The organism is Microvirga pudoricolor (genome assembly GCF_016892705.1).
Classification (GTDB): Bacteria; Pseudomonadota; Alphaproteobacteria; order Rhizobiales; family Beijerinckiaceae; genus Microvirga; species Microvirga pudoricolor.
Genome location: NZ_JAFEMB010000002.1, coordinates 119,791 through 133,131, shown reverse-complemented (window position 1 = coordinate 133,131; position 13,341 = coordinate 119,791). Strand labels below are relative to the sequence as shown.

At 65.2% G+C, this 13,341-nt stretch carries 13 protein-coding genes; 7 read left to right on the top strand and 6 right to left on the bottom strand.

Going from position 1 to position 13,341, the window contains the following annotated elements:
• Positions 1-28: 28 nt before the first annotated feature.
• Both ILT42_RS09635 and ILT42_RS09630 read left to right on the top strand, forming a co-directional pair.
• Entirely contained in the window at positions 29-763 is a 735-nt protein-coding gene (locus ILT42_RS09635) for a glycosyltransferase family 2 protein (RefSeq protein WP_204215369.1), read from the top strand.
• Between the two features lie 13 nt (positions 764-776).
• Positions 777-1,121 (top strand): lipid-A-disaccharide synthase N-terminal domain-containing protein, encoded by a 345-nt coding sequence (locus tag ILT42_RS09630; RefSeq protein ID WP_204215367.1) that lies wholly within the window; start codon positions 777-779, stop codon positions 1,119-1,121.
• A gap of 25 nt (positions 1,122-1,146) precedes the next feature.
• Here ILT42_RS09630 and ILT42_RS09625 read toward each other — a convergent pair whose 3' ends face one another.
• Both ILT42_RS09625 and metC read right to left on the bottom strand, forming a co-directional pair.
• The gene (locus tag ILT42_RS09625) at positions 1,147-2,361 is read right to left on the bottom strand and encodes an MFS transporter (protein ID WP_204215365.1); all 1,215 of its coding nucleotides are present in this window, start codon (positions 2,359-2,361) and stop codon (positions 1,147-1,149) included.
• A 78-nt stretch (positions 2,362-2,439) separates the two neighbouring features.
• Positions 2,440-3,636: a cystathionine beta-lyase gene (gene metC / locus ILT42_RS09620; RefSeq protein ID WP_204215363.1), complete on the bottom strand. Its 1,197-nt coding sequence runs from the start codon at positions 3,634-3,636 to the stop codon at positions 2,440-2,442.
• A gap of 224 nt (positions 3,637-3,860) precedes the next feature.
• Here metC and ILT42_RS09615 point away from each other — a divergent pair, with 224 nt between their 5' ends.
• The 4 genes from ILT42_RS09615 (at position 3,861) to ILT42_RS09600 (ending at position 8,153) form a co-directional block, all read left to right on the top strand.
• Positions 3,861-4,880 (top strand): amino acid ABC transporter substrate-binding protein, encoded by a 1,020-nt coding sequence (locus tag ILT42_RS09615; RefSeq protein WP_204215361.1) that lies wholly within the window; start codon positions 3,861-3,863, stop codon positions 4,878-4,880.
• A gap of 120 nt (positions 4,881-5,000) precedes the next feature.
• On the top strand, positions 5,001-6,200 hold the full coding sequence (locus tag ILT42_RS09610) for an amino acid ABC transporter permease (protein ID WP_407664549.1): 1,200 nt from the start codon (positions 5,001-5,003) through the stop codon (positions 6,198-6,200).
• Positions 6,201-6,210: 10 nt separating this feature from the next.
• Positions 6,211-7,362, top strand: a complete 1,152-nt coding sequence (locus ILT42_RS09605; protein WP_204215357.1) for an amino acid ABC transporter permease — start codon at positions 6,211-6,213, stop codon at positions 7,360-7,362.
• A gap of 5 nt (positions 7,363-7,367) precedes the next feature.
• Positions 7,368-8,153 carry an amino acid ABC transporter ATP-binding protein gene (locus ILT42_RS09600; RefSeq protein ID WP_324617728.1) on the top strand — a complete coding sequence of 262 codons (786 nt, stop codon included), beginning with the start codon at positions 7,368-7,370 and terminating at the stop codon, positions 8,151-8,153.
• Between the two features lie 57 nt (positions 8,154-8,210).
• Here the strand turns inward: ILT42_RS09600 and sseA are convergent, their stop codons facing one another.
• Positions 8,211-9,071, bottom strand: coding sequence for a 3-mercaptopyruvate sulfurtransferase (gene sseA / locus ILT42_RS09595; RefSeq protein WP_204215355.1), 861 nt, complete (start codon positions 9,069-9,071; stop codon positions 8,211-8,213).
• A gap of 27 nt (positions 9,072-9,098) precedes the next feature.
• Positions 9,099-9,821 (bottom strand): alanyl-tRNA editing protein, encoded by a 723-nt coding sequence (locus tag ILT42_RS09590; protein WP_204215353.1) that lies wholly within the window; start codon positions 9,819-9,821, stop codon positions 9,099-9,101.
• A gap of 226 nt (positions 9,822-10,047) precedes the next feature.
• Between ILT42_RS09590 and ILT42_RS09585 the strand changes: the two genes are divergently transcribed.
• The gene (locus ILT42_RS09585) at positions 10,048-11,832 is read left to right on the top strand and encodes a cation:proton antiporter domain-containing protein (RefSeq protein ID WP_204215352.1); all 1,785 of its coding nucleotides are present in this window, start codon (positions 10,048-10,050) and stop codon (positions 11,830-11,832) included.
• Between the two features lie 45 nt (positions 11,833-11,877).
• Here the strand turns inward: ILT42_RS09585 and ILT42_RS09580 are convergent, their stop codons facing one another.
• Together ILT42_RS09580 and ILT42_RS09575 are read right to left on the bottom strand one after the other, a co-directional pair.
• Positions 11,878-12,093 carry a hypothetical protein gene (locus ILT42_RS09580; protein WP_204215350.1) on the bottom strand — a complete coding sequence of 72 codons (216 nt, stop codon included), beginning with the start codon at positions 12,091-12,093 and terminating at the stop codon, positions 11,878-11,880.
• 326 nt (positions 12,094-12,419) lie between these two features.
• Positions 12,420-13,256 carry an alpha/beta fold hydrolase gene (locus ILT42_RS09575; protein ID WP_204215783.1) on the bottom strand — a complete coding sequence of 279 codons (837 nt, stop codon included), beginning with the start codon at positions 13,254-13,256 and terminating at the stop codon, positions 12,420-12,422.
• Between the last annotated feature and the right edge of the window lie 85 nt (positions 13,257-13,341).

Here is a 13,341-nt window from a genome sequence, read left to right as displayed (position 1 = left end):
TGGCCGGCTCACCAAGAGCTTTCGTCCCATGGATCAAACGTCTTCCAGCCCTCAGGTGAGCATCGTGGTGCCCGTCAGGAACGAGGCCGACAACATCCTGATGCTCGTCGACGAGATTGAGCGGGCCTGCTCGGCCATCGGCCCGTTCGAGGTGGTCTACGTGGATGACGGGTCGACGGACCGGACCGTCGAGGTGATCCAGGAGGCCCGCCGGACCCGGCCGTGGCTGCGCCTCATCCGCCATGAAGCAAGCTGCGGCCAGAGCGCGGCGGTGCGGACCGGCGTACGCAATGCCCATGGCCCCATCGTGGCGACCCTGGACGGGGACGGCCAGAACGACCCGGCCTTCATCCCCCAACTGGTAGCCGCCCTGGACGACCCCGGCACGGCCCTGGCGGCCGGCCAACGGGTGGGGCGCAAGGACGGCACCTATAAGAGTTGGCAGTCGAAGATCGCCAACGGCGTGCGGCAGTCCATCCTGAAGGACGGCACCCGCGACACGGGCTGCGGGCTGAAGGTCTTCCGGCGGGATGTGTACCTGGCGCTGCCCTATTTCGACGCCCTGCACCGCTTCATGCCCGCCCTCGTGAAGCGCGAGGGCTACCGGATCGCCCACGTGGACGTGGTCGACCGGCCCCGCCATGCCGGCCGGTCGAATTACGGCCTTCTGGACCGCCTTTGGGTTGGTATTCTCGACCTGTTCGGCGTCTGGTGGCTGCTGCGCCGGCGTCGCCGCGTTCCCGTCGCGCACGAGGTCCGCTGATGGAGACACTCCGATGCTGATGCGCCTGTCCCACGACCTGGGCCTCTACTTCTACGACGTGGTCGTCGCCCGATTCGATTTCTGGGCCGCCTTCGGGGTCATCGCCCAGTTCATCTTCGGGGCGCGGTTCCTCGTGCAGTGGATCGCGAGCGAGAAGGCCGAGCGCAGCGTCATTCCGGTCGGTTTCTGGTTCCTGTCCATCGGCGGCGGACTGATGACCCTGGTCTACGGCTTCGCCCGCCGGGACCTCGTGATCATCCTGGGCCAGGCCTTCTCGATCTTCATCTACGTGCGCAACCTGATGCTCATCGCCCGCGACCGCAGGAAGAAGGCGATCGAGGCCGAAGAGGTGACCTGACGCCCGCTGTTGCTCTGACGTCCGCTCAGGCCGGAAGGGCCATCCGGGCCGCCACCCGCTTCGAGACGCCGTGCAGCGCGAGGCAGATCAGGACGCAATAGACCCCCATCGCCACGACCTGAACCGGAAAGGCGAGCCCGGCATCGATGAGCACACCGGACAGGCCGGGGCCGACTGCCGAAAGGAAGACCATGGTGGCGATCAGAACGGCGCGGATCGACCCGAGATGACGGGTGCCGTAAACCTCGGGCCAGAGGCTGCCGAATAAAATGAGCGAGAGCCCGTCCGCGATCCCATAGAGCGCCATGAAGGCAAGGACCGCCCATGGTGCTTCGACGGTGCCGAGCGCGAGGCAGGCGAGCCCGAAGGGCAGAAGATAGGTGGGCAGGATCTGCAGGGCGGAGAAACGGTCGACCAGTTGCCCGGCGACCAAGGTGCTGAAGACGGTGACGACCGCGTACAGCGTGAAGCCCAGCGCGAACGTATCCAGGCCCCAGCCCCGGATTTCGGCCAAGTGCACCTGGTGGAAGAAGATCGTGTTGCTGATGAAGGCCGGCGGCATCATCCCAAGCAGCAGCCAGTAGAACAACGGGTCCCGCAGAACCTCGGCGCGGGTCCAGTCCCGGGCAGACCCCTTGCGGCCGCCGCCGGACGCTGTTCCCGGAGAGCGTTCCACGCGCGCGAGGACGGCCGCGATGGGAAGCATCACGAGGACCAAAGCGGCGGCCGCCGCCAGCCATGCCTGGCGCCAGCCCAGGGCGTTCGAGAGCGCCAGAAGCCCCAGGGGCAGGATGGCTTTTCCGGCATTGAGGCCGAGCGCCGCCAGCGACACGGCCCGACCGCGCTCCGCCGAGAACCAGCGTCCCAGGAGCGTATAGGCCGTATGAACCATCATGCCCTGGCCGAAGAGACGCAGCACGAAAAGGCCCAGGAACAGAGTGAGCAGGTCGAACGACAGCGCGAAGCCGACGGCCCCGAGAGCCAGCATGGGAAAGATCAGGGCGACGACGCGGCCCGCCGAGACGTGATCCACGAGGCGGCCCAACTGGACCAGCGCAAGGGCGCTCGTGAGCGTCGCCGCCATGAAGAGCGTGCCGTATTCTCCATTGGACAGGCCGTATGCGCGCCGCACCTCGCCTCCCGACAGGGCGATGAAGAACGTCTGCCCGACGGACGAGGCGAAGAGGAGAAGGAAGCCCGCGGAGATCCAGCGGGCATTCTCGACAAAAAACCGGTGCAAGGGGAGGCTCGGAGCGAGGCGAACGGAAGAATTAGTATATTATAACATCTTGCCGGTTTCCAGCCCGAAGCAGCACTCTCAAGCCGCCTTGGCGTCTGCCTCCCGCAGCCGTGCGAACCCTGCATCGAGATCGCGCTTGAGGTCGTCCAGGTCTTCCAAGCCGATGTGGAAGCGCAGGGCAGGGCCACCGGGCTTCCATTCGGTGACGGTGCGATAGGTCGAGCAATCGAAGGGGATCACGAGGCTCTCGAAGCCGCCCCAGGAATAGCCCATGCCGAAGAGGGCGAGGCCGTCCAGCATGGCGGCCACGGCCTTGTCGGAGGCCGGCTTCAGGATCACCGAGAACAGGCCGGAGGAGCCCGAGAAATCCCGCTTCCAGATCGCGTGGCCGGGATCGGTCTCGATAGCCGGATGGAGCACCCGCGCGACCTCGGGCCGGGACTGCAGCCATCGGGCCATGTCCAGGGCCTGCCTCTCGTGCTCGCGCAGGCGGAGCGCCATCGTGCGCAGGCCTCGCAGTCCCAGGAACACATCCTCCGGACCAGGGCACATCGCGAACAGATCGTAGGTCTCGCGCAGCGCCTTGAAGCAGCGCTCGTTGGCCGAGACGAGGCCCAGGAGCAGGTCCGACCCGCCGCTGAGATATTTCGTCCCTGCCTCGATGGCGATGTCCGCGCCGCGGTTGTGCGGCGGGAAGAAGAGGGGAGTTGCCCAGGTGTTGTCGACGAGCACCACGGCGCCATGACGGTGAGCGACTTCGGATATAGCCGGAATATCCTGCATCTCAAACGATTGTGAACCCGGCGCTTCCGTAAAGACAGCCCTGGTGTTGGGGCGGATGAGATACTCGATTCCGGTGCCGAGTGACGGATCGTAATAGGTGGTTTCCACACCGAATTTTTTTAGGAACCCGTCGCAGAACTGGCGGGTCGGACGGTAGGTCGAGTCCGTCATCAGGAGATGGTCGCCCGCCTTCAGGCACGACAGGAGCGCCACGGTGACGGCGGCAAGGCCCGACGGCGCCAGCACCGTGCCGGCGGCGCCCGAGACCTCCGTCCAAGCCTTTTCAAGGGCTTCCGTGGTGGGCGTGCCCTTGGTGCCGTAGGAATATCGGCCGCGCCGGTGCAACAGGTCGTCGGTCGTCGGGTAGAGAACCGTCGATCCACGGTAGATCGGCGTGTTGACGAACCCGTGCTGCTCGGAGGGGTCCCGGCCCGCGTGGACGAGGCGGGTGCGGTCGCCGAACGTCGTCGGCTGGGAGGGGGGCTTGGACATTGGCACGTGATGATGTTAGCGGACGTTCGATGTGAGGCAGGGTCCGTCGCGGCGTCAACCCCTGAACGGTCCCTCCTCCCATCAAGACTTGACCGATCATCGATCATGGAATGTGATGGATGTGGTGCCGTCCCTAGGGATCGGCTCAACAAGGTCACCGGGGAACGTCCGGGAGGATCCAAGCAAAGATCCACCGGTAAGTATGTATTGGGAGATAATAAGACATGAAAAAGGCCATCGTATCGATCGCCTTCGGCCTTACGGCCAGCTTGATCGCCTCCGGCGCCTCCGCCCAGGCGACGCTCAACGGCGTGAAGCAGAAGGGTTTTGTGCAGTGCGGTTCGAACCCGGGCCTCGCCGGCTTCGGCGTTCCGGACGCCCAGGGCAACTGGACCGGCTTCGACGTGGATTTCTGCCGCGCCATGGCGGCGGCGATCTTCGACGACCCGACCAAGGTGCGCTTCATTCCTCTGACGGCCAAGGACCGCTTCACGGCGCTCCAGTCCGGTGAGGTGGACGTGCTGGCCCGCAACTCGACGGTGACCATGTCCCGCGACACGCAGCTCGGCCTCGAGTTCCCGGCCATCAACTATTTCGACGGCCAGGGCTTCATGGTCCGCAAGTCGCTCGGCGTGTCCTCCGCCAAGGAGCTGAACGGCGCGTCCGTCTGCACCCAGCAGGGCACCACCACCGAGCTGAACCTCGCCGACTACTTCCGTGCCAACAACATGAAGTACGAAGTCGTGGCTTTCGCGACCGCGGACGAGACGTTCAAGGCCTACGATGCCGGCCGCTGCGACGCCTTCACGACGGACGCCTCGGGCCTCTACGCCGAGCGCCTGAAGGCCTCCAACGTCGAGGATCACATCGTTCTGCCGGAGATCATCTCCAAGGAGCCGCTCGCCATCGCGACCCGCCAGGGCGATGCCCAGTGGAGCGACATCGTCCGTTGGACGCATAATGCCATGCTGAACGCCGAAGAGCTCGGCATCACCAAGGCGAATGTCGACCAGATGAAGGGCTCGGAGAACCCCGAGGTCAAGCGTCTGCTCGGCACGGAAGGCAAGTACGGCGAGGCCGTCGGTCTGCCGAACGATTGGGCCTACCGTATCGTCAAGCACGTCGGCAATTACGGCGAAGTGTTCGAGAAGAACATCGGCGAAGGATCGCGCCTGAAGATCAAGCGCGGCCAGAACGCGCTGTGGACCAAGGGCGGCCTGCAATACGGCATCCCGGTTCGCTAAGCCAGGATGGGCGCCCGGATCGACCGGGCGCCCTTTTCCTATCCATCGCGCTTTTATGGCGCGATCCTTGCATGAACGTTTGAGCGGCAAAAACAACCAATCCGCTGGCGGGGGAGTTCAGTGCAAACAACGGTTTCCCAAGAGGCGCCAAAAGGATCGATTCTCTACGATCCGAAAGTGCGCGGCATATTTTATCAGGTCGTCCTCGTGGCGATCGTGGCCTTCATCATTTACGAGGCCGTCACCAACGCCGCCGAAAACCTCCAGCGCGCCAAGATCGCGTCGGGATTCGGCTTCCTGAACAACACCGCCGGCTTCGATATCAATCAGGCGCTGATCAATTTCTCGGCAGCCGGCTCGACCTACGGCGACGCCTTCATCGTCGGCCTCCTGAACACGCTCCTGGTCTCCGCCTTCGGCATCGTCTTCGCCACCATCCTGGGCTTCATCGTCGGCATCGCGCGCCTGTCGAAGAACTGGATCGTGTCCAAGGTCGCGATGGTCTACGTGGAGACGATCCGGAACATTCCTCTGCTGCTTCAGCTGCTGTTCTGGTACCACGCCGTCCTGGCGCCGCTGCCGCAGCCGCGCGATTCCATCAATGTGGGCAACAGTTTCTTCCTGAACGCCCGCGGCCTCTTCATGCCCAAGCCGCTCTTCGCGGGCGACGCCTGGGTCATCTGGGTCGCCCTCGCCGTGGGTGTCGTGGCCACGATCCTGTTCCGGCGCTGGGCCTGGAAGCAACAGGCCGCCACGGGCAAGCTCTACCCCATCAACTGGATCTCGCTGGGCTTCGTCGTCGGCCTGCCGGTCCTGATGTGGATCCTGCTCGCCCTTTTCGGGGCCAATCCGATCAGCTTCGACGTACCCGTGAAGGGCACCTTCAACCTACGCGGCGGCATGACGGTCTATCCCGAGTTCGTGGCGCTCCTTCTCGGGCTCGTCACCTACACGGCGGCCTTCATCGGCGAGGTGGTGCGAGCCGGCATCCTGGCGGTCTCGAAGGGACAGACCGAAGCCTCCTCGGCCCTGGGGCTCACCTCCGCCCAAAACCTGCGCCTCGTGGTGATCCCGCAGGCCATGCGGGTGATCATTCCGCCGCTGACGAGCCAGTATCTCAACATCACGAAGAACTCGTCGCTGGCTGTTGCCATCGGCTATCCGGACCTCGTGCAGGTCTTCATGGGAACGGTGCTGAACCAAACCGGCCAGGCGATCGAGGTGGTGGTCATCACCATGGCGGTCTACCTGACGATCAGCCTCGTGACCTCGTTCGTGATGAACATCTACAATCGCCGCGTGGCGATCGTCGAACGGTAGGAGCGCAACCATGTCATCCTCCGTCGAAACGCCGGTCTTCATCCAGACCAAGTCCCACGAGGCCCTGCCGCCGCCGAATCTGGCGCGGGGCCCCATCGCCTGGATGCGGGAGAATCTGTTCCCCAGCATTCCGAATACGATCCTGACGCTGGTGGTCTTCTACCTGCTGTATGTGGCCATTCCGCCCCTTGTGAAGTTCCTCTTCATCGATGCGGTCTGGACCGGCACGGACCGGGATGCCTGCCGGGCGGAAACCGCCGGCCATCCGGTCGGCGCCTGTTGGGCTTTTGTGTGGGATAAGATCAACTACTTCATCTACGGGTCCTATCCGATCACGGAGCGCTGGCGTGTCGACGTCTGGTTCGTGCTCCTCGCCATCGGCGTGGTCTGGCTCCTGTGGCTGAAGGCGCCCCGCCGGGATGTCGGCGCGGTCTACTTCTTCATCGTGTTCCCGGTCCTGTCCTTTATCCTGCTGCTGGGATCCGATTGGGTTGGGCTCGACCACGTGCCTACGGGCCTGTGGGGCGGCATCCTCGTCACCCTCATCGTGGCGACCGTGGGCATCGTGTTCTCGCTGCCCTTCGGCATCCTGCTGGCCTTGGGGAGGCGGTCTCGCCTTCCCATCATCCGCATGGCTTCGGTGATCTTCATCGAGTTCGTGCGCGGCGTGCCGTTGATCACCGTGCTGATCATGGCCAACACGATGCTGCCGCTCTTCCTGCCCGGCGACATCACCATCGACCGGCTGGCGCGGCCCCTCGTGGGCGTGGCTCTGTTCGCTTCCGCCTACATGGCGGAGGTGGTGCGCGGCGGCCTCCAGGCGATGCCGAAGGGCCAGTACGAGGGCGCCATGTCGCTCGGCCTAAAATACTGGCAGATGATGGTCTTCATCATCTTGCCGCAGGCCCTGCGGATCGTGATCCCCGGCATCGTCAACACCTTCATCGGCCTGTTCAAGGACACGTCGCTGGTGGCCATCGTCGGCATCTTCGACCTCGTCAAGACCATCGAGGCGTCGCGCATCGATCCCAGCTGGTCGGCTCCCACGATCGGCTATACGGGCTACGCCTTCGCGGCCTTCTTCTACTTCATCTTCTGCTGGGGCATGTCTCGCTACTCCCTCGGAGTCGAGCGTCGTCTTGCGGCAGGTCAGAACCGGTGAGCACCATGGCAACGACAGCAAACGCAATCCAGACCTCCGCGACCGTCGATCCTCGGGCCGAGCCCGCCGTTCAGATGCTGGGCGTGAACAAGTGGTACGGCGAGTTCCACGTGCTGCGCGACATCAACCTGAACGTCCGGCGCGGCGAGCGCATCGTGATCTGCGGACCCTCCGGGTCGGGCAAGTCCACGATGATCCGCTGCATCAACCGGCTGGAGGAACACCAGCAGGGCCGCATCATCGTGGACGGCACGGAACTCACCAACGACCTCAAGCGCATCGACGAGGTGCGCCGCGAGGTCGGCATGGTGTTCCAGCACTTCAACCTGTTCCCGCACCTGACGATCCTGGAGAACTGCACCCTGGCTCCGATCTGGGTGAAGAAGATGCCCAAGAAGGATGCCGAAGAGGTCGCCATGAAGTACCTGACCCGGGTGAAGATCCCGGAGCAGGCCAACAAGTATCCGGGCCAGCTCTCCGGCGGTCAGCAGCAGCGCGTGGCCATCGCCCGTTCGCTGTGCATGAGCCCGAAGATCATGCTGTTTGACGAGCCGACCTCGGCCCTCGATCCCGAGATGGTGAAGGAGGTGCTCGACACCATGGTGGGCCTTGCCGAAGAGGGCATGACGATGCTCTGCGTGACCCACGAGATGGGCTTCGCCCGCCAGGTGGCCGACCGGGTGATCTTCATGGACGCGGGCCAGATCGTCGAGATGAACACCCCCGACGCGTTCTTCAAGAACCCGCAGCACGAACGCACCAAGCTCTTCCTCAGCCAGATCCTGCATTAGGGATCGGCCGGAGCGACCCCGCTCAAAAAAGCCCCGGTTCGACCGGGGCTTTTTTCGTCAGCGCTTGCGGCTTCCGCCCGGACCCGTCTCGACGGGCAGGTCTTCCCGTGAGCCCCATTCGGCCCAGGACCCGTCATAGATCGCTTGAGCCGGCTTGCCCGTGGTCTCGAGGGCGAGCGACAGAATCGCGGCCGATACGCCGGAGCCACAGCTGGCGATCACCGGCTTGGCCGGATCGATTCCGGCCTGCGTCAGGGCTTCCCGGATTCCGGCCGGATCCTTCAGCCGTCCGTCCTGCACGATGTCGCTGAAGGGCAGGCTGTGGCTGCCGGGGATGTGGCCGGCGCGAACGCCCGGACGCGGCTCCGGAGCCTCGCCCCGGAAACGGTCTCCTGGCCGGGCGTCCACCACCTGGGCGTCCCCGTCCCGAAGCGCTGCCTGGACCTCGTCGACGCCTGCCACGACCGACGAATCGAAGGTGGCCTGGAATGTCCGGGCCTGCCGGGTTCGGGCCTCGCCGGTCTCCACCGGCCGCCCCTCGCGCTGCCAGGCCGGATAGCCGCCTTCGAGAAGAGACACGTCGCGGGCGCCGTAGAGCTGAAACATCCACCGGACGCGCGGGGCCGCGAACAGCCCTGAGCCGTCATAGACGACGATCCGGGTATCGTTGGTGATGCCCATGCGGCCGACCGCCTCGGCGAAGCTCTCAGGCTTCGGCAACATGTGGGGCAGCGGGGAGGAGACGTCCCGAATCGTATCGATGTCGAAGCGCACGGCGCCGGGGATGTGTCCGGCGATGTATTCCGCCTGCGGGTCGCGGTTCTGTCCCGGCAAATACCAGGAGCCGTCGACGACCACGAGATCCGGGTCGTTCAGGTGGTCCTGCAGCCAGGCGGTGGTGACGAATGGATCGGCCATGGTGATTCTCACGGTTGGAGTTCGGCCTCACTCGGCCAGGGAGATGCGAACCCGGCGGTTCTGCTTTCCCTTCTTTTCGATATCGGTCACCACCACGATGCCGATCTCGCCCGTCCGGCGCACATGGGTGCCGCCGCAAGGCTGGAGATCGATGCCCTCGATCTCCACGAGCCGAACCTTGCCCGAGCCGCGCGGGGGCTTGACCGACATGGTTTTCACCAAGCCCGGATTGGCGTCGAGCTCCTCGTCCGTGATCCACCGGTCCGTGACGGCCGCATCCTTGGCCACCAGGGCGTTGAGCTTTTCCGTCAGGTCCGTCTTGTCGAGGCCCGCCTCCTGGATATCGAAGTCGAGCCGCCCCTCGCCGTCGGCGATCGCGCCGCCCGTGACTGGATAGGGCAGGACGACGCTGAGCAGATGGAGGGCCGTGTGGACCCGCATGCGCAGGTAGCGCTGGAGCCAATCCAGTTTGGCCTCGACCTGATCGCCGGCCTTGAACGCAGCCGCCGATTCCGGCGCCACGAGATGCAGGATCTGCGATCTGTCCTTCGAATAGACCGTGTTCGTCACCGGGATCTCTCGGCCGTCGCTGGCCCGCAGCGCGCCGGTATCGCCGGGCTGGCCCCCGCCCTGGACGTAGAATACCGTCCGATCCAGAACCACGCCGCCCTCGGGCGTCACCTCGATGACGGTCGCCGGGCAGGATTCCAGATAGGCATCTTCACGGAAAAGGGGAGTCGTGGCGGTCATGGCAGTGCGCAAGGTCTCGTCGAAACATCGGGGAGCGGACCATCCCACGCCTTGCCGCGACTTGCAAAGCCGTCCCCGCAGGTTTTGTGCCGCGCAGGCGGGACGGGACACGCCGATCCGGGGGCGGCCTGTTGCGACCCGCCCTAGCTCCGCAGCGTAAGTCTGCCGTTGGCCCAGGACGGAACTATGCCTTAGAAGGGGAAAACTCCACACTCGGCAGGATTCCATGCACGAAGCCACGTTCATCGCTACGGTCGCCGTCTGCTTCGTGTTCGCGTTTGCGTTCGGCTACCTGGCCGACCGCCTTCGCCTGCCGCCCCTCGTCGGGTATCTCGTCGCCGGGATCTGCGTGGGGCCTTTCACGCCGGGCTTCGAGGCCGACGGCGCCCTGGCGGCCGAACTGGCCGAGATGGGCGTGATCCTGCTCATGTTCGGGGTTGGGCTCCACTTCTCGGTCCGTGACCTCATGGCCGTCCGCAGCATCGCCGTGCCGGGCGCCGTCGGACAGATCGTTGCGGCGACGGCATTGGGCGCGGGGCTCGCCCATCTCTGGGGCTGGACCCTCGGCGAGGGCATCGTCTTCGGCCTGACCCTGTCGGTGGCCAGCACCGTCGTCCTGCTGAAGGCCCTCGAGGAGCGCAACCTCCTGCAAAGCTCCAATGGACGAGTCGCGGTCGGGTGGCTCATCGTCGAGGATCTCGCCATGGTCTTGACCCTGGTGCTGCTCCCCGCCTTCGCCGAGGTCCTGGGCGGGCATGCGGCGACGGGGTCGGGCGCCCACGCGGCGCCGATTGCCGAGGGACCCGTTTGGATGACCCTTGCGGTCACTCTCGGCAAGGTCGCCCTCTTCGTCGCGCTGGCGATCCTGCTCGGGCCCAAGGTGGTTCCCTATCTCCTAAAGCAGGTGGCGCGAACCGGCAGCCGTGAACTGTTCACCCTGTCGGTGCTGGCCCTTGCCATCGGCATCGCCTACGGCTCCGCCAAGGTCTTCGGAGTGTCCTTCGCGCTTGGCGCTTTCTTCGCAGGGGTCGTGCTGAGCGAATCGAGCTTCAGCCACAGGGCCGCGGAGGAATCGCTGCCGTTGCAGGACGCCTTCTCGGTCCTGTTCTTCGTCTCCGTCGGCATGCTGTTCGACCCGATGGTGTTGGTCCGCGACCCGCTCTCGGTGCTCCTTGTTCTCGCTCTCATCGTGATCGGCAAGGGGCTCATCGCCCTGGGCATTGTGCTGGCCCTGCGGTATCCGCTCAACATGGGCCTGCTCGTGGCCGCGAGCCTCGCCCAGATCGGCGAATTCTCCTTCATCCTGGCGGGCCTCGGCATGGCCCTCGGCCTGCTGCCGAACGAAGGTCGGGACCTGATCCTGGCGGGAGCGCTTCTGTCGATCACCCTGAACCCGCTGTCGTTCCATGTGGTCAACAAGATCAGGAAGCGGCTCGGCATCGACAACCCGTCGCGGGCGGCCGACTACGGCTTCAAGCGCTATCATGCCCTGGAGGCCGAGCTGGAGGCCAACCGCAAACGCAGCGAGGATCGGGATCGGGAAAGAGACCTGGAGCTTCAGGCGCTGCTGGCCACCTTCCCGGTGCTGGCCTTGGTCGATCGTCACGAGCAGGAGGAGCTGCTGCTTCTGTTCCGGCCCAAATCTGCGGCGCCGGGCGAGCGGGTGATCCGGCGTGGAGACCGCCCCGACGGGATGTATTTCATCTCCTCCGGCGCGGTGGAGGTGACGGTCGGCGACCGGAAGATCCGGCTCGACCATGGCGCGTTCTTCGGCGAGATGGCGCTGGTCGACGATGCACGCCGGAACGCCGACGTCACGGCGATCGACTATTGCCAGTTCCTGGTGCTGGAAAACCGCGATTTCAACCAGTTCATGGGCCGCCATCCGGCTCTTCGCAGCGCCGTGAGCGAGATGGCGGAGCAGCGCAGAGCCATGAACGGAGCAGGGGCGCCTGCGCCTGCCGATGTCGGGTCGCCAGGTGCCCAGGTCGCGGGCGTGTCCGGCTCCTGAAGGACGTCCCGAACCGGCGGACGAGCCCTTCGCCGAATCTGCGGGTCAGCGGTTCTCGCCGAGCGTGGCGTCGGTTCGGCCGCGGACGTATCCGAACGACAGAGCCGCCGCTAGCCGCCCGATGCGTTGTTCGAGGATCTCCTGCTCGATCAGGAGGGCCCTGACGGCAGCTTTGGGATCGCCGCCGCAGGCCTGGATCACCGCCGCGACGTCGGCATCCCTGTCATCCGCCTCGTCACCGGCTTGCGCCCGAACCGTCATCGTCACCTCCCATTGAGACGAACGACGGTATCGTCCCGCGATGGGGTCGGCCAGAGTAATGTTCTTGCTTTGTTCACATCCTGTGGAATGCGGGGAAACCCGCGGAGCGGGTCGGCGGCTCGGTGCCGGAACGGGTTTAGGCGATCCTTGGAGCATCCCGCGACGAACACACCAAGAAGCGCTCAGCCCTCGAGGTTTCCTTTCGTCGGCCCGATCAGGCAGCCGCCCGGAACCTGCCGGCAAACGTGCCGAGGCAGCCTGCCTTAGCAATTGCTCGACGCTCCCGCGCCTTGGCTCGCGCGGGAGCGTCCGGCAGTCGCGCCGCTTCAGCCCTTCACGAAGGCCAGCAGGTCCGGGTTGATGACGTCGGCATGCGTCGTCAGCATCCCGTGCGGGAAGCCCTTGTAGACCTTGAGGGTGCCGTTCTTCAGGAGCTTGATCGACTTCATGGCGGCGTCCGCGATCGGGACGATCTGGTCGTCGTCGCCATGCATGACGAGGGTCGGAACCGTGATCGCCTTGAGGTCTTCCGTCTGGTCCGTTTCGGAGAACGCCTTGATGCCGTCGTAATGGGCCTTGGCCGAGCCGATCATGCCCTGGCGCCACCAATTCTGGATCACGCCCTGATAGACCTTCGCGCCGTCGCGGTTGAAGCCGTAGAACGGCCCCGACGCCACGTCGACATAGAGCTGCGCCCGATTGTCGGCGACACCCTTGCGGAAGCCGTCGAACACTTCGATCGGCAGGCCTTCGGGGTTGTTCGAGGTCTTGAGCATGAGCGGCGGAACGGCGCTCACCAGCACGGCCTTGGCGACGCGGCCGCTGGGCTCGCCGTGCTTGGCCACGTAGCGGGCCACTTCGCCGCCGCCGGTCGAGTGACCGATATGAACGGCGTTCTTCAGGTCGAGCGCTTCCACCACCGCGAAGGCGTCGGCGGCGTAGTGGTCCATGTCATGGCCCTCGCTCACCTGTGCAGAGCGTCCGTGCCCGCGCCGGTCATGGGCGATGACCCGGTAGCCGTTATGCAGGAAGAAGAGCATCTGGGCGTCCCAATCGTCGGCCGAGAGCGGCCAGCCGTGATGGAACATGATCGGCTGGGCGTCTTTCGGGCCCCAATCCTTGTAGAAGATCTCCGTGCCGTCCTTGGTCGTGACTGTCGCCATGGTCTGTGCTCCTTGCGCTTGGGTGGAAGGTGTGGCCGCGTCTGACGGGCCGGTCAGGGCGAGAGAGGCCGAGAGCGTGGCTGCC

What these genes read in the sequence shown, in the direction of transcription:
- ILT42_RS09635 (WP_204215369.1), top strand. Translation starts at nt 29, where the DNA reads ATGGATCAAACGTCTTCCAGCCCTCAGGTGAGCATCGTGGTGCCCGTC.
- ILT42_RS09630 (WP_204215367.1), top strand. Translation starts at nt 777, where the DNA reads ATGCTGATGCGCCTGTCCCACGACCTGGGCCTCTACTTCTACGACGTG.
- metC (WP_204215363.1), bottom strand. Translation starts at nt 3,636, where the DNA reads ATGTCCAAGCCCCCCTCCCAGCCGACGACGTTCGGCGACCGCACCCGC.
- ILT42_RS09615 (WP_204215361.1), top strand. Translation starts at nt 3,861, where the DNA reads ATGAAAAAGGCCATCGTATCGATCGCCTTCGGCCTTACGGCCAGCTTG.
- ILT42_RS09605 (WP_204215357.1), top strand. Translation starts at nt 6,211, where the DNA reads ATGTCATCCTCCGTCGAAACGCCGGTCTTCATCCAGACCAAGTCCCAC.
- ILT42_RS09600 (WP_324617728.1), top strand. Translation starts at nt 7,368, where the DNA reads ATGGCAACGACAGCAAACGCAATCCAGACCTCCGCGACCGTCGATCCT.
- sseA (WP_204215355.1), bottom strand. Translation starts at nt 9,071, where the DNA reads ATGGCCGATCCATTCGTCACCACCGCCTGGCTGCAGGACCACCTGAAC.
- ILT42_RS09590 (WP_204215353.1), bottom strand. Translation starts at nt 9,821, where the DNA reads ATGACCGCCACGACTCCCCTTTTCCGTGAAGATGCCTATCTGGAATCC.
- ILT42_RS09585 (WP_204215352.1), top strand. Translation starts at nt 10,048, where the DNA reads ATGCACGAAGCCACGTTCATCGCTACGGTCGCCGTCTGCTTCGTGTTC.
- ILT42_RS09580 (WP_204215350.1), bottom strand. Translation starts at nt 12,093, where the DNA reads ATGACGGTTCGGGCGCAAGCCGGTGACGAGGCGGATGACAGGGATGCC.
- ILT42_RS09575 (WP_204215783.1), bottom strand. Translation starts at nt 13,256, where the DNA reads ATGGCGACAGTCACGACCAAGGACGGCACGGAGATCTTCTACAAGGAT.